Origin of the sequence: Paenibacillus sp. NPDC056579, from assembly GCF_042793215.1 — a bacterium.
Classification (GTDB): Bacteria; Bacillota; Bacilli; order Paenibacillales; family NBRC-103111; genus Paenibacillus_S.
Genome location: NZ_JBHTVD010000003.1, coordinates 724,966 through 745,138, shown reverse-complemented (window position 1 = coordinate 745,138; position 20,173 = coordinate 724,966). Strand labels below are relative to the sequence as shown.

Annotated in this window: 18 protein-coding genes; 14 read left to right on the top strand and 4 right to left on the bottom strand. The window is 52.1% G+C overall.

All coding sequences use genetic code 11. The features are described 5' to 3' along the window. Nucleotides 1–67: 67 nt before the first annotated feature. A complete protein-coding gene (locus ACFQ88_RS15975; protein ID WP_379454745.1) occupies nt 68–1,063 on the bottom strand; it encodes a formylglycine-generating enzyme family protein in 996 nt (331 codons plus the stop codon). 42 nt (nt 1,064–1,105) lie between these two features. Beyond that, nucleotides 1,106–2,317, bottom strand: a complete 1,212-nt coding sequence (locus ACFQ88_RS15970) for an ROK family protein (RefSeq protein ID WP_239627673.1) — start codon at nt 2,315–2,317, stop codon at nt 1,106–1,108. 283 nt (nt 2,318–2,600) lie between these two features. Between ACFQ88_RS15970 and ACFQ88_RS15965 the strand changes: the two genes are divergently transcribed. The 7 genes from ACFQ88_RS15965 to ACFQ88_RS39825 all read left to right on the top strand — a co-directional run bounded on the left by ACFQ88_RS15965 (nt 2,601) and on the right by ACFQ88_RS39825 (nt 9,953). Then, nucleotides 2,601–3,332 (top strand): class I SAM-dependent methyltransferase, encoded by a 732-nt coding sequence (locus ACFQ88_RS15965; RefSeq protein ID WP_379454744.1) that lies wholly within the window; start codon nt 2,601–2,603, stop codon nt 3,330–3,332. A gap of 7 nt (nt 3,333–3,339) precedes the next feature. Beyond that, entirely contained in the window at nt 3,340–4,317 is a 978-nt protein-coding gene (locus tag ACFQ88_RS15960; protein ID WP_379454743.1) for an MBL fold metallo-hydrolase, read from the top strand. A 357-nt stretch (nt 4,318–4,674) separates the two neighbouring features. Continuing rightward, nucleotides 4,675–6,315, top strand: coding sequence for a spore germination protein (locus tag ACFQ88_RS15955; RefSeq protein WP_379454742.1), 1,641 nt, complete (start codon nt 4,675–4,677; stop codon nt 6,313–6,315). 23 nt (nt 6,316–6,338) lie between these two features. After that, on the top strand, nt 6,339–7,436 hold the full coding sequence (locus ACFQ88_RS15950) for a GerAB/ArcD/ProY family transporter (RefSeq protein ID WP_379454911.1): 1,098 nt from the start codon (nt 6,339–6,341) through the stop codon (nt 7,434–7,436). After that, on the top strand, nt 7,405–8,643 hold the full coding sequence (locus ACFQ88_RS15945) for a Ger(x)C family spore germination protein (RefSeq protein WP_239627664.1): 1,239 nt from the start codon (nt 7,405–7,407) through the stop codon (nt 8,641–8,643). The genes ACFQ88_RS15950 and ACFQ88_RS15945 overlap by 32 nt, the downstream gene beginning before the upstream one ends. A gap of 38 nt (nt 8,644–8,681) precedes the next feature. Continuing rightward, entirely contained in the window at nt 8,682–8,891 is a 210-nt protein-coding gene (locus tag ACFQ88_RS15940) for a CLC_0170 family protein (RefSeq protein ID WP_239627662.1), read from the top strand. A gap of 69 nt (nt 8,892–8,960) precedes the next feature. Next, the gene (locus ACFQ88_RS39825) at nt 8,961–9,953 is read left to right on the top strand and encodes a hypothetical protein (RefSeq protein WP_483875130.1); all 993 of its coding nucleotides are present in this window, start codon (nt 8,961–8,963) and stop codon (nt 9,951–9,953) included. Between the two features lie 93 nt (nt 9,954–10,046). On the opposite strand, the gene ACFQ88_RS15930 is transcribed toward ACFQ88_RS39825, so the two are convergent. Continuing rightward, nucleotides 10,047–10,568 (bottom strand): phosphatidylglycerophosphatase A family protein, encoded by a 522-nt coding sequence (locus tag ACFQ88_RS15930; protein WP_239627658.1) that lies wholly within the window; start codon nt 10,566–10,568, stop codon nt 10,047–10,049. A 345-nt stretch (nt 10,569–10,913) separates the two neighbouring features. On the opposite strand from ACFQ88_RS15930, the gene ACFQ88_RS15925 reads away from it, so the two are divergent. The 3 genes from ACFQ88_RS15925 (at nt 10,914) to ACFQ88_RS15915 (ending at nt 13,496) form a co-directional block, all read left to right on the top strand. Beyond that, entirely contained in the window at nt 10,914–11,963 is a 1,050-nt protein-coding gene (locus ACFQ88_RS15925; protein WP_239627656.1) for a GerMN domain-containing protein, read from the top strand. A gap of 149 nt (nt 11,964–12,112) precedes the next feature. Continuing rightward, nucleotides 12,113–12,877, top strand: coding sequence for a ribonuclease PH (gene rph / locus ACFQ88_RS15920; RefSeq protein ID WP_239627654.1), 765 nt, complete (start codon nt 12,113–12,115; stop codon nt 12,875–12,877). Then, the gene (locus ACFQ88_RS15915) at nt 12,858–13,496 is read left to right on the top strand and encodes an XTP/dITP diphosphatase (RefSeq protein ID WP_379454740.1); all 639 of its coding nucleotides are present in this window, start codon (nt 12,858–12,860) and stop codon (nt 13,494–13,496) included. Before rph ends, ACFQ88_RS15915 begins: the two co-directional genes overlap by 20 nt. Nucleotides 13,497–13,744: 248 nt before the next feature. On the opposite strand, the gene asnB is transcribed toward ACFQ88_RS15915, so the two are convergent. Further along, the gene (gene asnB / locus ACFQ88_RS15910) at nt 13,745–15,589 is read right to left on the bottom strand and encodes an asparagine synthase (glutamine-hydrolyzing) (RefSeq protein WP_239627649.1); all 1,845 of its coding nucleotides are present in this window, start codon (nt 15,587–15,589) and stop codon (nt 13,745–13,747) included. Between the two features lie 399 nt (nt 15,590–15,988). Here asnB and ACFQ88_RS15905 point away from each other — a divergent pair, with 399 nt between their 5' ends. The 4 genes from ACFQ88_RS15905 to ACFQ88_RS15890 all read left to right on the top strand — a co-directional run bounded on the left by ACFQ88_RS15905 (nt 15,989) and on the right by ACFQ88_RS15890 (nt 20,172). Next, nucleotides 15,989–16,333, top strand: a complete 345-nt coding sequence (locus ACFQ88_RS15905; RefSeq protein ID WP_239627647.1) for a hypothetical protein — start codon at nt 15,989–15,991, stop codon at nt 16,331–16,333. Between the two features lie 144 nt (nt 16,334–16,477). Then, nucleotides 16,478–17,572: a GerAB/ArcD/ProY family transporter gene (locus ACFQ88_RS15900; protein WP_379454739.1), complete on the top strand. Its 1,095-nt coding sequence runs from the start codon at nt 16,478–16,480 to the stop codon at nt 17,570–17,572. Further along, nucleotides 17,556–19,010 carry a spore germination protein gene (locus ACFQ88_RS15895; protein ID WP_379454738.1) on the top strand — a complete coding sequence of 485 codons (1,455 nt, stop codon included), beginning with the start codon at nt 17,556–17,558 and terminating at the stop codon, nt 19,008–19,010. The genes ACFQ88_RS15900 and ACFQ88_RS15895 overlap by 17 nt, the downstream gene beginning before the upstream one ends. Continuing rightward, complete coding sequence (locus ACFQ88_RS15890; RefSeq protein ID WP_239627641.1) at nt 19,000–20,172, top strand: Ger(x)C family spore germination protein; 1,173 nt, start codon at nt 19,000–19,002, stop codon at nt 20,170–20,172. Before ACFQ88_RS15895 ends, ACFQ88_RS15890 begins: the two co-directional genes overlap by 11 nt. Nucleotide 20,173: the final 1 nt, after the last annotated feature.

Genomic DNA, 20,173 nt, shown 5'->3' with positions numbered 1-20,173 from the left:
TATTCCCAACAAGAAATGGAATAGGAGGGTTTTGTTATGTTACAGGCAGGCTTGGCAGGCTTCCGGCTTATGCATCGGCTGCGCAGCGGAAGCCCATATTGCCGGAGGCACTATCCGGTGTATTGGAGCTGCGTGCGGCGACCCGGTAGCGGTTGCAGTATGATTTGTGGCACAGGTAGGAGCCGCCTCTCATAACTCGCGAGGTGCCTTTGTCCGGTCCCTTCGGGTTGTCTCTTGGCCCGGTAATGTGCCATGTCGGGTTGAACCAGTCCTGGCACCATTCCCACACGTTACCGGCGACATTGTATAAGCCGAAGCCGTTAGGCTGGAACGAACGGACCGGAGCGGTCCCGGCGTAGCCGTCGCTCTTGTTGTTTTTGTCAGGGAACTTACCCTGCCAAATGTTGCACATATGCTCAGTACCCGGCTTCAGCAGATCGCCCCAAGGGTAACGCTTTTGCTCCAAGCCGCCCCGGGCTGCATATTCCCATTCCGCTTCGGTAAGAAGCCGTTTGCCGGCCCATCGGCAGTAGGCTTGCGCATCGTTCCACGATATATGGATTACCGGATGATCCATTCGATCCTCGATCGACGAGTCCGGTCCTTCCGGATGCGCCCAGTCCGCGCCTTCGACATTCCACCACCAGGGCGTCCTCTGTACGACATGCTTTACTTTTGCAGCGGTTTCCTCGGAGACGAACAGATGGAATACGAAGGACCATCCGAACTGCTCCGATTCCGTTTTATATCCGGTCTCTTGGACAAACCTGGCGAATTCGGCATTGGTTACGGTACAAGGATCCACATAGAAAGGATTCACGGTAACGGGCCGCACAGGACCTTCTCCATCCTGCGGAAATCCTTCCTGATCGTCTGTTCCCATCAGAAATTGCCCTCCCGGCAAATAGATCATACCTTCGCGCGGATCGGTAATGGTACTGCTGCCGTTATGGCTCTGCTGAGGCTTGCGAAGCAAGCTATCCATAGAGATGTGCTGGACTGTATTGCTATCGGCTTCCGATCGGCTTGTTGAGCAGCAGGAAGGCTTTGTCGGTTCTGTCATTGTAAAGTTCCCCCTTGTTCATCTGTAGCGGTTGCGATGTGCCTATACTTCTGTAAGCTGATTAATGACCATCGTGGCAGCACCGATGACCAGCGCCTCTTCCCCAAGATGCCCCTGGCTGAATACGACTTGGTAAGCAGGGTAGTAGTAGGTATTGCGAATGGCGACGCGAGTCGCGATTTGGAAAAAGCTCGGGTCGCTGTTCATGAGCGAGCCGCCGAGAATGACTTTTTCCGGATGCAAAATGTTCAGCAAATTCGATAGGCCGATACCGAAATAGGTGGCGGCTTGGGAGAAGATTTCGACGGTTAGCGGATCGTGCTCCTTCAGCGCCTGAAGCAAGTGCGCGAAAGTAATTTTCTCGGGATCCGGCTCCTTGAAGCGCAAGGAGCTTTCCCGTCCTTGCTTTAACCGGGACTGTGCCTGCTGCTCCAGCGCATAAATGGATGCATAGGTCTGCAGGCTGCCGAAATTGCCCTGCTCTCCAATTCTCGGGCCGTCCGTTTGGATGATCATTTGTCCGATGGATCCTTCCATATCGACTGCTCCATATACGACTTTGCCGTTAGACATCATCGCGGACCGGATTCCGACGCCGACATGAACGTATAGCAGGTGACGGTAGTCCCGGTTACGGTCGGACCACGATTCTCCCATGATGGCGGTATTGGCGCCGTTATCAAGCAGCACGGGGAAAGCGAAACGTTCCTGCAAATAGCGGACAATCTCGACATGCCGCCATCCGGGTGCTTGAAAATACAGCGGTTCCACAATGATGCCTGAGCTGCGGTCCAGCGGACCTACTGCGCCGATCCCCATGCCCAGCACCGATTCTGTGGAAATCCCGTGCGTCTTCAGCATGACGTCCACGGTTTCGGCGATGGCATGAAACAGCCTGGACGGGGTCATCGTTTCGTCCATGATCCAGCTATGACCGTCCAGCTTGTTCAAATGCAGATCGCATAGAATAAGCTTGGAGCTCATCCGTGAAATGTCCAGGCCGAATACGTATCCGGCTGCCGGATTCGTTTCATACAGAATCGGACGGCGGCCCCCGGTCGATTCACCCAGGCCTGCTTCGACCAGCCAGCCTTGCGCTGTCAGCTCCTCCAATGTCCTCGTCAGCGTGCTTCCTGTCATTTGGCTTTGCTCAAGCAAATCGATTTTGGAAACGGTTCCTTGCCGCCGGATACGTTCGTATATTTCCTTGTGCTTGCGGCTGCCCATTCTTTCGTTTATCGGTAACAAGCTCATTGAAACCTCCAACCAAGCTTTAATGCGGCATCGATTATTTTTTCGGTATTGCTGATATGAAGAAACAAGCTCTATAACGACCAATTATACACGAGTTCCGAGGGCTTAACCATAGCGGAAAGCTCGATACGGGTCCATTCTCCGGACATGCCGGGAGACGTTTCGTTTGCATCTATTGATTGTGGCATGGCGGTCATGTCTGGTAAGATAGTAACCATGATTACATGCGGGGTGTCGCCCCGGCTGCTTCGGCAGCACGAACGCGTAAAGGAGATAGAAGACCATGTCGGATTGGTATCGCAAAAGCTTTGGCGATGATTATTTATTAGTATATAAGCACCGGGATATGCAGGGGGCCTATGATGAGGTCAAACGGATGATTGAGTGGCTGCAGCTTTCTCCGGGTGCCGACGTTCTGGATCTCTGCTGCGGGATGGGCCGCCATTCTATGGCTTTGAACGATTTCGGTTACAACGTCACCGGTATCGATCTGTCGGAAGTACTGCTCTCGGAAGCGCGTAAGCTGGATGGACAGAACCTGGTGCGTTTTCTGCAGGGCGATATGCGGGAGGTTCCGCTTGAAGGTCCTTATGATGCGGTAGTGAACTTATTTACTTCGTTCGGTTATTTTGAAGACGATGAACAAAATGTGAAGGTGCTGAAGGAAATCCACCGGCTGCTGAAGGCACAGGGCAAATTTATTATCGATTTCCTCAATCCCGAGTACGTCATAAGCCATCTGGTTCCGTTCTCTACCCGGGACGAAGACGGGATTACGATTGAGGAGTCGAGAAGAATCGAGGACGGTTTTGTCCGCAAATCGATTGTCGTCAAGGAAGGGGCGGAGGAGCGCACCTATATGGAGCAGGTCAAGCTGTTCGACCTGGAGCGGTTCCAGGAGATGCTGCGTGCCTCGAATCTGGAGATCGATCATGTGTACGGGGACTATAACGCATCGGAATACGACCGGGAACTATCCAAACGTATGATATTTGTCGGGCACAGGAAAGGATAACACCATCATGAGCTTGTACACCCTACATAATGAAGAGTACATTCAGGTAAAAGTGCCGCTGCCGTTTCCGCTGCGTTGGGTGAACGGATATTTGATTCGCGGAGACGACGGTTATACGCTGATCGATCCCGGTCTGCATACGGTAGCATCCGTCGAATGCTGGGAAGCGGTGCTGAAGGAGTTACGGTTAAGCTGGAAGGATATGGAACAAATTGTTCTGACCCATCATCATCCCGATCATTACGGTCTGGCCGGTCTGCTTCAGGAGAAGTCGGGGGCACCGGTTCGCATGTCGGCGAAGGGCTGGGAGCAAGCGAAGCTGCTCTGGGGAGAAGGTCAGCCTATGACAGCGGCCTTGCTAAGCCTGTTCGCAAGCCATGGGCTGCCTGATGAGCTTGCGGGGCCTATGAAGTCCCATATGGACGATTTCGTCCCCATGGTTTCGCCCCAACCGGACGTTTCCCTAATAACGATCGGAGAGCCGATTCGTCTCGGCAACAGCGTATACGAGACGATTCATACGCCCGGTCATGCGGCGGGGCATGTATGCTTCTACCTTCCGGAGCGCCAGGCGATGATTTGCGGGGATCATGTGCTTCCGCAAATTTCTCCTAACATCAGTTACTTACCCTTTGGTGTAGACGACAATCCGCTGGACAGCTTCCTTCGCAGCTTGGAGCATATCGGTGAATATGAGGTGAGCTGGGCATATCCCGGCCACAGAGAGCCGTTCTCGACGTTTGGCAAACGGGTTCGGGAGCTGCTGGACCATCATGAAATCCGTCTTGAAGCAATGAGAGCGCAGCTGGCAGGCGAATCGTTGACAGCCTATCAAGTTTGCCGCGCAACCTTCGGTGACAGGCTGACGCTGCATCAAATGCGGTTTGCCTTGTCCGAAACGCTGGCACATTTAATCTATCTGGAAAAAACAGAGCGTATTCGTTCGTTGGAACACGAAGGGATTGTGCTCTTCCAAGCACTATAATCAGCACCCTCCCGATGAAAGACCATTCCGCCTTGTGCAAGGCGTGAGTGGTTTTTTTTACCACAATAGAATTTATAAGATTCCGAGGTCATCGGATGTAAAAATTCTATTTGGCGATAAAAACAACCTCTTAACGCGGTCGCTCCTCTGTGAAAGGACGTCGATAGACGTTTTTCTCATTGATAACTTCCGAGGCTGCAGGATGAGTGAAAAAGGACTTGACGACATGATCATCGCTCCTTCCACTTTCAACGCATATCAAAAATGTTTGTTCCCTGGATGAAATGGGAATAATTACTTTGTATGTCCGTCCGCTGCATAAAAGGTATACAACAAGATGCGTGAGGAAGTGAACAGATGAAGTCGATTCTGAAATGGTTCAAGTCAACCAAGCCCAAGTCCAACCGGCTCCCCATTACGGTACCCGACCAGATTATGAAAAATAATACGGATATAACGGTTAACACCAATATGGAGGATTCGCTTACTTATATCGAAAAAATTCTTGGTGAGAACGACGATTTCGTCATTCGCCGGTTTAATGCATTCGGACGGCATAAAGCCGTTCTATGCTATTACTGCAATATGGTCGACCAATCGGCTGTGAACACGGACATTTTAAAGGCTCTCATGTACGTGCCTGCTCATTTAGACAGCAAAATAATAGAATTGCACGACCTGAAAGAAGTACTGATAAATGATGCTTTATACCATACCGAAGCCAAGCGGGAAAGCAAGCTGAACCATTTGATCGAAGGGCTTGTGCGCGGCCATACGGTAGTCATTGTGGACGGGTTGGACGAAGCGTTTATGATCGGCACCCGCAATATCGACAAACGGACGGTCGACCAGCCTGCTACGGAGATGGTGATCCGAGGACCGCGCGAAGGATTTATCGAGCTGCTCGGAACGAATATCGCCCTGCTGCGTTATCGGCTGCAGACCCCGGATTTTCGTATGCACACGATGGAGATCGGGAGGAGAACGAGATCCAAGGTCGCGATTTGTTTCGTGGAAGGGATTACGAAGCCGGAGCTCGTTCAGGAAGTGAAGAACCGGTTGTCCAAAATTGACATTAGCTCGGTGCTTGATTCTGGAATATTGGAGCAATACATAGAGGATAACCATCTGTCTCCATTCCCGCAGGTCCAATATACGGAGCGGCCGGATAAAGTCGTGTCCAATCTGCTCGAGGGACGGGTCGCCATCCTGGTCGACGGCTCGCCGATGGCGCTGGTCGTGCCTACCATCTTTAGCCAGCTGTATCAAACGGTGGAGGATTACAACGAACGGTTTCTGCTGATGAGCTCCATTCGGATGGCACGGCTCGTCGCTCTCATTTTTTCGTTAATCTTCCCGTCACTGTACGTAGCGATCATCTCCTTCAACCCGGAGCTGATTCCGACGGAGTTTGCGGTTGCGGTTGCCGGCGGAAGAGCGGGCGTGCCGTTCCCGGCCATCATCGAGGTTCTGATCATCGAAATCTCGATGGAAGTGCTGCGGGAAGCGACCATTCGGCTGCCGCAGCAGGTCGGAGGCGCCTTGTCCATCGTCGGCGTTCTTGTCATCGGGCAAGCGGCGGTTTCGGCTGGCTTTGCCAGCCCCATTACGATTGTTATCATCGCCTTGACGACAATCGGCTCGTTCGCCACTCCGGCCTACAATGCCGCGCTGGCATTAAGGCTGCTGAGGTTTCCGCTTATAGTGCTGGGAGGCATCTTCGGTCTTTACGGCATTATGATCGGATTGATCCTTATCGCCAACCATCTGCTTTCTTTGAAATCGTTCGGTGTACCTTACTTAAGCCCGCTAGTTCCAGGCAACTTTGAAGGAATGAAGGATCTTTTGTTCCGAAGCCCGATGTGGTTTTTTAAGAAAAGACCTTCCATACTGCAAACGATCGACGATACCCGCCTAAATCCGAATACTATGGATGAACTGAAAAGTACGACTGAAAATGTGCTGGATCCTTTGAACTATAAAGAAAAGGGGCGGTAACCGTGTATTCTCGTCAAATCACCATGATTCAAGCAACCACGATACTGGTCAGCACGATCATCGGAGTCGGGATTTTGCCCTTGCCTCTCTTTGCTGTTCGCGACGTGGGGTCCGGTGCTCCCATGGTTACTTTAGCCGGCACCCTGCTGGCTTTTATCGGCTTGTGGCTCATTACGGTCCTCGGGATGCGATTTCCCAACAAATCGATCGTTGAATATAGTGCCGAAATCATAGGCAAATGGCCTGCAGCCATAGGGAGTGTTTGCATTATCATCTTCTTTGCAGTGCTCAGCTCCCTGACGGCCCGGGAATTCGGAGAAGTGGTCATTACATCCGTATTGAAACGGACTCCGCTCGAAGTGACGGTGTTCGTCATGCTGCTTCTCTCGGCTATCTCGACCCGCCATGATATGAGAACGTTCGCCTATATTCATAACTTTTACGTTCCCCTGCTGCTCATCCCTGCGTTGCTGATTGTAGCCTTGTCTTTGAAGAACGCCGACGTCATCAATCTGCTGCCGGTATGGGGAACCCCGTCCGGTAAAATGTTCCGCAGCGTATTTACCGTCGCCGCTCTCTTTCAGGCTTCTTTCGTAATGACTATCGTCATACCGGCTATGCGGCAAAGCCGTCTCGCAATGAAAGCCAGCATTTGGTCAATGATCATTTCCGGGATGCTGTACATTACGATCGTTACTGCGACGATCGGGGTATTTGGAGCGGAGGAGACGAAGCTGCTGCTATGGCCGACGCTGGAGCTCGCTAAAACGACCTCGCTGCCCGCCAATATTTTGGAACGGCTGGACGCGGCGTTTCTCGGTGTTTGGGTTACGGCGGTTTTCACTACGCTGTTTTCCACTTATTATTTTACCATTCGCGCCCTGAGCAATTTGTTCCATTTACGCGACCACAAAATGTTTTCTTTCTCGGTACTGCCATTTGTTTTCATTTTGGCGATGCTGCCGGAAAGCATATTGCATATGTACGAAATCATCCAGGATGTAGGTCGAATCGGTCTCGTCATTACTATTTTTTATCCGGCCTTGCTTCTGGTGATTGCCATGATCCGGAAGAAGAGGGGGGATCGGGGTGGGGACAAGACGATGGATCCGAAGTCTTAAATGGCTGATTGTCCTATCGCTTTTCGTACCCCTGTTGACCGGGTGCTGGGATCGGCTGGAGATTGAGGACCGTGCCATTGTGCTGGGGGTATCGATTGATGAAGCAGGACCGGAAGCCGAGAAGAAGGAGGATGAGATTTCCCATCTTCACGAAAAGTTTCCCGCCCCTAACAAGGGAATGATTAGGGTAGCGGTACAGATTGCGCTGCCCGGCAAAATACCTCTCGGACCCGGCGAGAGCGGAGCGGCCGGAAAAAGCTCGGCAGAAACGGTTTGGGTTATCGAGGTCGTGGGGCATACGATTGACGATGCGGTGATGAATCTGCAGCAGCAAATATCGTCCAGACTGTTTTTCGGGCATTTGCGCGTTATTGTCGTATCCGAGAAAATAGCGCGGAGAGGATTACAGAACTTGAACGATTATTTTCGCCGTAATCCGGAAGTACGCAGAACCGCATGGATGGTCGTTTCCAAAGGAAAGGCGGAGCCGTTTCTCAGAGCCGCCCCCAAGCTGGAGCGGGTGCCGACGTTATATTTGCTTTCCACGTTGGACGATGCGGTTAAGCAAGGCAAGCTTCCTAACGACTTTCTTGGCATTTATTGGAGTAACGAGTCCAAGAAGGGGCAGGATGCATTCCTGCCTTACATCGAGCTGATGAAGGAGCAGAATGTGGAGCTGAAGGGAATCGCCTATTTTAAAAATTCCAAAATGGTAGATTCGACGGAGCCGTTTGAAATTGCTGCCTACATGGGGATTAAGGGCTTGAACCCTGCGGGATATCGAGGTTTTATCAGCCTGGATGAAGACCCCTCCAAGACGGTTACGATCTTTGCGACACACCGGATGTCCCGATTTGAGGTCAAAATAGTGAATGACCTTCCCCATTTTACCGTTCATATCTTCACCGAAACGAACCTCGAGGAAAAATTGAGTGAGAGTGTGCTCACCAACAGCTCGAAGGTCTTGAACAAGATCGAAGAAGAGAACAAGAAGTCTCTTGTCAAAACCTGCACGGGGCTGTTCAAAAAGACACAGAAATCAGGCTCCGATATTTTTGGATTCGGAGAATATGTCAGGGCATTACAGCCGCGGTTTTGGAACGATCAAGTAAAGACGAAGGAAAAATGGCAAGCAATGTATCCGCATATCGAAGTTGAATTTGTTGTCAATACTGAAGTAAGAAGGGTCGGAATGAAAGCGAGATAATGCAACGCGGAGGATCATTCCCGAAAGGAGCTGCAAGGATGGTCGGCGCTTTTTCCAGTTATTTTACTTATTCGGTCCCCTTGCTGCTATTGACTGGGGCCTACGTGCTGCTGATTGATGTCAAAGGATACCGGATGTCCTCTATGCCCAAAGAAATGAAGGTGGCTCGTATGGTCGGCTGGCTGAACCTTGTTCTCGGGGCCCTGCTTTTCATCGGGAAATGGTTTCTCTTTAAGTGGGGATGGTAGTCTGCAGAATCGGTTCGACGACCGGCCATAAGTGGTAGTAAGTATTGAAGCGGAAAGGGTGCCCGGGTGATGGCAATGGAGAAAGTCAAGGTTACGGCACTGCTTGTTTGCATCGGACTCCAGCTCGGCGGCTGTGCGGAAGCTAAGCTGGAAGAAGAAAGCCTGGTGAAGCAAGAATACGGAAAAGCACCGGTTGTTGCAGTGGACGCTTCCGTTGACGGTCAAATGAAAATTGCCGAAGGCGGACATTCGATCCGCGCCCTTTCGGGTACGGAAGGGACACAGGTCGTCTTGCTAGGCGAGGCTTTCGTCTCCCGCAACGGGCTGCCTGCCTGGAGCAGGCGGGGCGCTGGAGTGATCCCGGCTGAAGAACGGCCTGTCGTAGCTCTTGTTCAAGGGGAAGCGGGGGCGATGCTTCGCGATACAGGGGCCATGGGACAATGGATCCCGGAATTACACAGGCTGGACGGCTTGCTGAAGCCGTTTCATAAGGGCGGGACGGGACGTTGGAGAGACAGCATAATCCCGCTTGTGATTCCGCCGGATGGGAAGGGCGCGAGCATGCGCATAAGCTCCGTTGTGATGAGAGGCAGGGAGCCGGCGGCTGCTTTGACGGAGGAGGAGCTTAGGCTGCTGGCATGCCTCGGCGGGTATGGAGCCGGCTCCTATCCTTCCGATCGGACAGGACAGCGTCTTGGCAGCGATTCAGGAGGGCAAGCTCCAGCCGGATCAAGAGCTATGAGCTGCCGTACACGGTGGAGCGGCAATGGAGAATTGAACAAGCCGCTGCTTAAAGCGCAGGTTACCGTATGGAATTTTATGGCGGTGACGGGACGGTTCGTGGCGTCTCGGCGGCGGAGGAGCTGGAACGGGGGATGGTCGCCCTGCTGCAGCGTCTTCAGGAGCAAAGAGTGGATCCGCTCGATATCGGTCGGGAAATTCGCAACCGGTATCGCGGGGTTTGGACCGTGGAGAGATGGAGAGAAGCTTTTCAGAGAGCGGAGATTGCGATTGACGTTCGGTTGGGATAATTTGCAGCTTGATGCAGACACGATTGCATAGGATGTTATGAAAAAAGGACCTCTCCGCAGGCAGCTTGCAGCTGCTCTTGCGGCAGGTCCTTTTTTGCAGCTTGAGGGGGCGAACACAGCGCAGTCATTCCGCCTGCAGGTTCGCTTCCTTCTCGGCTTGCTTGCGATGTGCGATGCGGCTGCTGGCCGCGGCTGCGATGGCTCCTACGATATCGTCCAGGAAGGTGTGCTTGCGCTCCCCGTTTTTATCGTTGAGCATTTTCAGAATGCCCGGCTTCAATTTGTCGATATAGCCGAAGTTGGTAAAACCGATGCTGCCGTATACATTCACTATAGAGAGGGCCAGCACTTCATCGCAGCCGTACAGCCCTTCGTCGTTTTCGATCATTTCCTGAAGCGGCGGAAGCAGCTTGCCCTGCTCAGCAAGGATGTCGAGCTGAATGCCTGTCAGCATCGCATTTTGCACTTCCCTTTTGGCAATAACGCTTTCCACGCTTTCTATACATTGCTCCATCGTCAGGCAGCTGAAATAATCCTTTTGCAGAAAATAAGTCAGCTCTGCAATATCCTCCAGCTTGACTCCTCTTTGCGAGAGCCAATCCCTAGCGGCCGAGGCGACTTTTTTGGAATCCAAATTGTACGGCATCTGATAAACCTCCTCATGGTTGGAAGAAAGCCTTGATATGTAGGCTTGTTCGAAATCGTGCTGGCATAAGTGCTGAAACTAGTGTTTACTGTGCCGCCTGGCCTGATACATAGCTTCGTGCCCGGCTTGCTGCTGCAGAGCTTCACCTGGCTTCTAACGATGTATCAATGGGTTAAGCGCGCAGTGAATTTATTCTATCACAGAAATGCAATCATTTTCCAAAAAAAATAAAGCCGGACCGCTTGCGAATATGGGACAAATTGTTGTCATAAAACTTGTCTGCACCTCGTATAGTTGGATTAAAGAGACAGGACAAACAACCCCCATTTCAAGGAGGAATCATCCATGAAACAGTACAGATGGACGCGGTGGGCGGCAGTGACAGGCATCGTTGTTCTGCTGACCTCGGGCTGCTCGGTTTTGGGAACGAAGGAACAGTCGCAATCGATCGATCCTCCGCCGACAGGAGCCGATGCTAGCTCCAATACGGCCAAGCCCGTAACGGCACCCGTTGTCCAGAACCCGTCGTCGGTCACGGTGTATGCGAAGGACGCGAACGGATTTGTTGCCCCTATTTCATTGAATGTCGAGAAGTCGGTTGAGGTAGCCAAAAAGGCGCTGGAGGCCATGGTCGACGGCAACCCGGCCGCTCAGCAAATGCCTGCCGGATTTACCGCTTTGATTTCCAAAGGCACCACCGTCAAAGGAATCAATATTATGAAAGACCAGAAGCTGGCCATTGTCGATTTCTCCTCATCCTTCACCGATTACAACGTGCAGGACGAAAGGAAGATATTGGAAGCGATCACCTGGACCTTAACAGGATTTCCTTCGGTGGACAAGGTGCAAATCCGGGTGGAGGGTAAAGAGCTCAAAGAGATGCCGCAGGGCGGAACTCCTATGGATGAGCCGCTGTCCCGCATGATGGGAATTAATCTGGAGAAGCCCGATGGCGTCGAATACGGCCAATCGACTCCGGTAACGCTCTACTTCCTTGGTCAAAATCAGGATAATTATAAATATTACGTCCCTGTGACGCGCCTGGTCAAACGGACCGATAACGTTGCTCAAGCTGTAATCGAGCAGCTCATAGCCGGTCCGGATCAGAAGAAAGGCCTTGCCGCCGTCATGACTCCAGGCTCCGAGCTGAAGCAGGTGAAGAAAGCGGATGATCTCATCACGGTGGACTTCTCCGACAAGGTGCTCGGCCCGGACAAGAAAGCACCGGCCGATGCATTGAGAGCCGTTGTCCTGTCGCTGACGGAAAATGCCGGTGCTGCCACGAAGGTGCAAATTACGGTGAATGGCGATACGAAAGTGGCTTCCAGCGACAGCCAGACGAATTACAGCAAGCCGGTCAGCCGTCCTTCAACGGTAAATCCGCAAAAAATGTAGCAACTCATCCAAGGGAGCTGATAAGCTCCCTTGTTTTATTGGAAGTCGGAGAGCCACTCTGGTACAATGGGAATGGTCAGAAATACCGGAAGAAACAGCCAATGAAACCGGAAATCATGATTCAGTCAGTGCGAAGGAGGCAGCAATATATGAGAAGCGACGGGAGACAGACGGCACAGACACGTCCTGTCCGCATTACAACCCACTATAATAAGCATGCCGAGGGCTCGGTGTTAATAGAGGTAGGAGATACGAAGGTCATATGTACGGCAACCGTAGAGGAACGTGTCCCGCCGTTTATGAAGGGCCAAGGCAAAGGATGGGTCACCGCCGAATATTCCATGCTTCCGCGGGCGACGCAGGTCCGTAACCAAAGGGAGTCGGCCAAAGGGAAGCTCGGCGGCCGTACGATGGAAATCCAGCGGCTCATCGGGCGGGCGCTCCGATCGGTCGTCCATTTGGAGGCTTTGGGCGAACGGTCCATCACTTTGGACTGCGACGTCATCCAAGCGGACGGAGGGACGCGCACCACATCCATTACCGGAGCTTTTGTTGCAATGGCCTTTGCCATCGATAAAATAGCGAAGGACAGAAATCTGCCGAAATATCCGATTGCGGATTTTCTCGGCTCGGTCAGCGTAGGGATCGTGAACGGAGAGGCTTGCCTCGACCTGAATTACGAGGAAGATTCCAAAGCGAAGGTCGACATGAACGTTGTGATGACCGGGGAAGGCAAGTTCGTCGAGGTTCAAGGAACCGGAGAGGAAGCGCCGTTCTCCCGAAGCGAGCTGGATGAGCTGCTGGCATTGGCCGAATCGGGTATCCGTTCGATGATCAACGAGCAAATCGCCGTTCTCGGACCGGACATCACAGAACGAATCAGGAGAGCGTCGCATGCTGAATTTGGGGTCTGAGATCGTCATAGCTACACGCAATGCCGGTAAGGTGAAAGAATTTGAACCGATGTTCCGGCAGCAGGGCATCGCTGTCAAAAGCTTGCTCGACTACGACGGCATTCCCGACGTCGTCGAGGATGGAGAGACGTTCGCTGCCAACGCGCTTATTAAGGCGCGTACTATTGCGCTGAAGCTGGGAGTGGCCGTCGTGGCGGACGACTCGGGCTTATGCGTCGACCGGCTGAACGGGGAACCGGGCGTCTACTCGGCCCGGTACGCCGGGGATCACGGCGACGATGAGGCGAACAACCGCAAGCTGCTGCAGGAGCTAGGCAAGCTGCCCGCACCCGAAGAGGGTACGGCCGAGCATAAGTACCAGTCATTGAGCACAGCCCGGTTCGTATCCGCCCTTTGCCTGGTGGATCCGAATGGACGGATTGTGAGCGAAGTCGAAGGAACGTGCGAGGGGCATATTCTCTCGGAGGCGAGAGGGATTAACGGCTTCGGATACGATCCATTATTTTATATTCCTTCACTCGGCCGCACGCTAGCTGAGCTTACGGTTGAAGAGAAAAATGAAATCAGCCATCGCGGCAAGGCTATCCGGGCTCTATGGAAGGAGCTTGCGCAGAAGTAACCGCCGACGGCAATACAAAAGGATCGATTCGTTGCGGCATGCGCGAGCATGCGAACGGTCGATCCTTGTTTTACCACAATAGAAATTATAACATTCCGAGGTCATCGGATGTAAAAATTCTATTTGGCGATAAAACCTACCTCTGAACGCGGTCGCTCATCATTGAAAGGCCGCGGTAGAGGTTTTTCTCACTGAAAGACAGTTCCAATCGGCGATAAAAATTACCTTGATTACGAGAGCTTGCCGGCTTATCGTACCGATACCTTGTAATGCCGCAGCCATGTGTCCACCTGGGCTAAATAGGCGAACAGCTGCGGGCCGGTCATCAGCTGACCGAACCAGGGAAGGTTGAACTGATTGGCGTCGGCTTCCGCCAGAGCGCGTATTTTCGCTACATCGATGAATGGCAGCAGCGGAGAGCTGGAGTCGTTCAATATGTCGAGCACCCAAGTTTTTACGGCAGCCAGATAGCTTGGGTTGTGCGTTTTCGGATACGGGCTTTTCTTGCGTGTCAGCACGTCGTCAGGAAGCACGCCGCGCAGCGCCCGGCGCAAAATGCCTTTTTCCCGGTCGCCGGCCGTTTTGATCTCCCATGGAATGTTCCACACGTATTCGACGAGCCGATGGTCGCAGAATGGAACACGCACTTCGAGGCCAACCGCCATACTCATCCGGTCCTTGCGGTCGAGCAGCGTCGGCATGAAGCGGGTAATGTTCAGGTAGGACATTTCCCGCATCCGGTTCTGCTGCTGATCCTCTCCAGCAAGGCGAGGGACCTCGGACAGCGCCTGACGGTACCGTTCCTGTACATACTGCTCCGGCTTCACCCAGTTGACGAAGTCGGCAGACAGCAGATCGACCCGCTCCTTGGTCGCGAGCGACCATGGGAACGTATTGGCATTCAGCGCCTCCACGCGGTGAAACCACGGATAGCCTCCGAAGATTTCATCGGCCGCTTCGCCGGATATCGCTACGGTAGCATCCTTCTTTATCTCGCGGCAGAACAAGTACAGGGAGCCGTCGACATCGGCCATTCCCGGCAAGTCGCGGGCGTATACGACGGTTTTCAACGAATCTACCAGCTCTGGGGTGTCAAATTCCAGAAAGTGGTGCTCGGAGCCGAGAAACTCCGTCATCCGCTTGATCCATGGGGCATCGGAGTTCGGCTGAAACGCATTGGCTTTAAAATGCTTGGCGTTGTCTACATAATCGATGGAATAAGTATGAATTGTGCCAAGCTGATTCTCCTTGTAATGATTCGCGGCGAAGGTAGTCAAAGCGCTGGAATCCAGTCCGCCAGACAGCAGCGTGCATATCGGTACGTCGGAGGCCAGCTGACGCTCCACTGTATCCTTCAGAAGTTCATGGATCGTCTGAGCCGTCGTATCGACGTCATCCTCATGAGGCTTGCTTTCGAGCCTCCAATAGGTCCGGATCTGGATGCCGTTGCGGTCCACGGTCATGCAGTGGCCCGGCTTCAGCTCCGACATGTTGCGGTATACGCCGTGACCCGGTGTACGGGCCGGTCCGACAGCGAATATTTCGGCCAGTCCTTCGCCGCTTATTTGTGCTGGGAAATCCGGATGTGCTAAAATTGCTTTTGGTTCGGACCCAAACAGCAGCCGTCCATCCGAATAAGAATAGAAGAGGGGTTTGACGCCGAGCCTGTCGCGAACAAGGTACAACGTTTGCTCGAGAGAATTCCATACGCCGAAGGCAAAGATACCGTTTAGCCGGTCCACGCACGCGCGTCCCCATTCAATATACGAAACGAGCAATACTTCCGTATCGCAAGTCGTATGAAATTTGTGGCCGCGATGCTCCAGCTCTTTTTTCAATTCGGGCGCGTTATATAACTCCCCGTTATAGACGATGGTGTACGTGTTTTCTCCGTATTTGCGAACCATTGGCTGAGCTCCGTTTGCAGGGTCCATAACGCTCAAGCGTCTGTGCCCAAGTGCACAATGCTGCGTGATCCACGTACCGGAAGCGTCCGGGCCTCTGTTCGTCAACGTATCCGTCAAGCATTCCAAAACGGACGGATACTGGGTTAAATCTTTTTGCCAATCAATCCATCCCGTTATTCCGCACATGGCCTTCATCCTCTCCTGTTGTATAACCGTTCGTCAAGATGACAAGCATTTCGACAGCGACAGTATGATGATAAAGGTTATGCTTAGCAGAGGCATAAAATGTCTGTCCTCCAAGGAGGAAAAGATAGACAAATTCCAAATTACCGTATACACTACTCGTTAGCGGTCCAATACAAGAGTGATGCAGGATGAATAGAACAAGAGCGATTGTCCCACTCTAACCTTATGGCGGTTGGGAAGGGAAGAAGAAGTTTCAAAGCGACGCTTCTGTTTATCTTCTTGGCCAAACATGGCCGATGCGGTGCTACGGATATCGGGCTAAGGACGATTAATCATGAATGATGCCGGGAAAGCTGTAAAGCCGACCGAACCGATCAAGAAGAAGAGGTGGTCATACGTATGAAAAAAACGAAATTATCCAAGGCACAAACCCAATACAAAGAGGCCAAAGAGCACTTTGAGAAAGTGAACGAGGCTTTTCAAAATAAGCTCGCTACCGTTCAATTGCTTGGCGTTGTGAATCAGGAGAAAGTGGAGGAGCTCATCGAGCAAACCGGCCTTCATACGGCTCTTAACCGATTGGGCGCAGCGGAGAAGGCTCTGCTCGAATGGTCACACGAAGCGATTCAGAGCGAGAAGGACTATTTGCAAAATAAGGAAGCCGTTGATAAAATGTACGCTTTTATCGATCAGGATCCGGGCATTAAAGCCAAATTGATTCAAGCGGCAATGAAAATTTACTAATTCGTGATAAAGCTTCCAATATATAGAACGAAATGAACAGCGTGAGGGACAAATCGCCCCTTGCGCTGTTTTTTTTGTCGTTTCATGGGAAAGCTATCCGCAGGAATAAAACACCGTATTAACCACAGGGGAGGAGGAAGGAGCATGTCCAGATCCATTAACGTGCTGCAGGCGACTATGATCATTATGGCAACCGTGGGATTGTTCGATCATGTCATCATCATTCCGATCCTGCTGGATATTGCCGGAAGAGATGCCTGGGTATCCGCCATTCTGGCTTTTTTTCCGTTCGCAGTCTGGATTTTCGTCATTCACTGGATCATGAAGCGAAGCGGTCAGCAACCCCTGCTCGAATGGATTCGGGACACGGCGGGAGGCACGGTTTCGATACTATTCCGGATTTTGTTTTTCATCGCCTTTTTTCTGGTTGCTTTAATCACCGTCAAGGACACGGTCACATGGGCCACATCCTCCTATTTGCCGGAAACGCCGATGATAGCGCTGACTATGCTGCTCGTCTGCCTGTGTTATTTTTCCGCACGTTCGGGCATCTTGTCCATTGCGGTTACAAGCGGCGTCCTGCTTCCCTTTATTGTGCTGCTCGGCTTTTTCGTGATGAGCGCCAACATGGTGAACAAAGACTACAGCCGTTTGTTCCCCATTATGGAATACGGGACGATCCCGCTGCAGAAAGGGATACTTTATGCGGGTTCCGGCTTTATTGAGCTTATCGTCATCCTCCTGTTTCAGCATCACATCGGACCTAAGGTCAAGTGGTGGCAGCTGCTGGTAATCGGCGTTATCATTACAGGCTTGACGCTTGGACCGACGACCGGATCCTTGGCCGAATTCGGACCTGTGGAAGGAACGAAGCACCGTTACCCGGCTTTTGAACAATGGAAGCTGGTCGTTGTGCAAAAATATATCGAGCGCGTCGATTTTTTCTCCATATATCAATGGTTTGCCGGTGCGTTTACCCGCGTATCCCTTGCGATGTACCTATTGGCGGAGCTAAGCCCGTTCAAAGGAAAAACGAACAAGTCGCTGTTTTTGATGCTGCTGTCGGTTGTCCTCATTTTCATTACCGTACTGCCTGTCAGCGATATCACCTTTTATGACTGGCTGAAAAATATATATTTGCCGTATTCGCTTGCCGGATATTTGGCTTTAACTCTGGGTTTGTGCATTGTGGCTATGCTCGCAAAGAAAAGGGGGACTTTCCGTGACAACCTGGAATGAACAAAAGCTTCACCAGCTGTTTTACCGCTGCGACGACGTCAAAATTCGATCGAATGGAGACAGGGAGCTGGTTCTCGTTTATTGCGAAGGCTTGTGCAGCAATGTCATGCTCAAAGAGCTTGCGATGAATAAATCGGACTCGAAGCAAAGCGCTCACCATCAAAAAGATGAATCGGGACCGATGGATCACAACAGCTTTCTGTACAGCCGCCTTCCGGACGACGTGTCGGATCAAGTGATAATCGATGAGGTGTTCAAGGGCAATTTGGTTATGCTCGATACCAAGGACGGGTCGTTGTACCAGTCGAATATGGCAAACCGTCCTGAGCGGAATCCGGAGGAATCGCAGACCGAATTGACGGTATACGGGCCGAGGGACAGCTTTATTGAGCAGCTGACGATCAACATTGCCCTTATACGCAAACGGATCAGCTCGAACACATTAAGCTGCGAAATGTACACGCTCGGCAGCAGAAGCAGAACAAGCGTGGCGCTGCTCTATTTAAACGATGTGCTCAATGAGGACATAGCGGATAATATCCGCGGGAAGCTTCAAGCTATCGACGTCGATTCCATTCTGAACATGGAGGAACTGAAGAACATCATACTCAAGCCTGGCCTCGGTTTTTTTCCTTTGGTCAATATAACGACGCGGGCGGATATGGTGGTCAACAGCTTGATGAGGGGCCGTTTTGTCATCCTGATGGACGGCATGCCGACGGCCATGTTAGCTCCCGTCAACATATCGTACATGATGTCTGCCGCCGAAGACGCCCATACGCCTCTTCTTCTTGTTTACATTGTGCGGGCGATGAGAAGTGCCGCACTGTTTATCACAATACTTCTTCCGGGCTTTTGGGTCGCTCTAACCTCGTATCATCAAGACCAGATCCCTTATCCTTTATTGGCTACCGTAGCGATGGCCACTGCAGGAACGCCGCTGTCCGGACCGCTGGAAGTGCTGCTCATGATCCTGTTGTTCCAGTTTTTCCTGGAGGCGGGGAGCCGGCTTCCATCCGCGCTAGGTCCATCCGTTTCCGTAGTCGGAGGGTTGATCATCGGAGACGCCATTATCAAAGCGGGACTGACCTCGCCGGCGACGCTGGTCGTGGCGGCCGTTTCCGCAACCGCCCAATTTACCCTTGTCACCGGCATGTTCGGCCTGTCCGTCGGCATTCTCCGAATCTATATTTACATCCTTTCTTCGTTTTTCGGGTTATTCGGCTTTTTTACCGGCGCCTTCTCCGTTTTGATTTATTTGTCGAACCTGAAATCGTTCGGGGTTCCTTATTTGGCTCCCTATTCGCCGTTTAATTGGAGGGATCTTCGGTATGTGATGTTTCATTTTCCGCGCGGCAAACATCAGCTGACACCGCGTCTGCTGCACACGCAAAAAGACAATTACGGACAGCGCGGAGGGGATGGGGATGAAGCGTAACCGGGCGTGCCTCTGCGTCCTTCTGGCTGCTATGATGCTATTAAGCGGCTGCTGGAACGTGAACGCTATCGATAATCTGGATTACGTCAATGCGATAGGAATCGACTATTTGGAGGATGAAAAGCAGTTCGTAGTATGCCTGCAGCTGCTCAGCTTCGAAAAGGCTGCCAAATCGGAGCAAGGAATCAAACCGGATCCGACGCCTGCATGGTTAGGAATCGGCAAAGGCAAGAGCTACAATGAAGCAATTGGGAAAATTACGGTCGAGTCGCAGCGAAGACTGTTCTGGGGTCATGTTACCGCGCTTGTGTTGGGTGACGGATTCTTGAACAAAGGGGAGATCAGCGAAACGCTGCAGACATTTTTTCGCTTCTATGAGCTTCGCTACACCATGTGGGTGTTCGGCACCAAAGACAAGCTGACGGACATTTTTACGGCAACGCCGAATTTTGAACGCTCCAGGCTTCGGATGCTGCTGCATACCCCGAAGGAAAATTTCAAGCAGCGCTCCTATATTGCCCCGCTCAGACTCAACGACTTCATGGCGGAGTATTACGAGCCTGTGCATACTCTGGCGCTGCCTTCAATAACGATCGGAACCGATATTTGGCATAAGAATGAAGAGCCCATCGAGTCGCTGCGTTACAACGGGATCTATTCTTTTTGGCAGCAGAAACAAACGGGATTTATTCCAATAGAGAAGATTAAAGGCATCCGCTGGATGGTGCCGCAGACCAATCGCGCCCCGGTTTCCATTGTGAAGGACGGCAAAAATGTGGCCGGCGCGCGGATGCGAAAGCCGAGAATTGCTGTCAAAGTTGCGGAAGCGGGAGGAAAGCCTCGTTTTGATGTCCACGTCATCGTGGAAGGGGCCATTACCGAGCTTGACGAGGGGGTTCCTTCCAAGGAGCTGATCAAACAGCTGCAGGATGCGATCGAGAAGGAGATAAGAGAAACGTATGCCACCGGACTGAAGTATCAGGCGGATCTGCTGGGACTGGGCAACCGGCTGTACGATAAAGGGGCGGACAAATACCGGCAGTTTGCCGATGAGAAGCTGTTTGTCCTGAAGCCGGACTCTCTTCGCGATGTGAAAGTCGAGGTGCAATTGACGACAGCGGGTAAGTACACTTACAAACAGTACAACAAAGACGAGCGCTGAT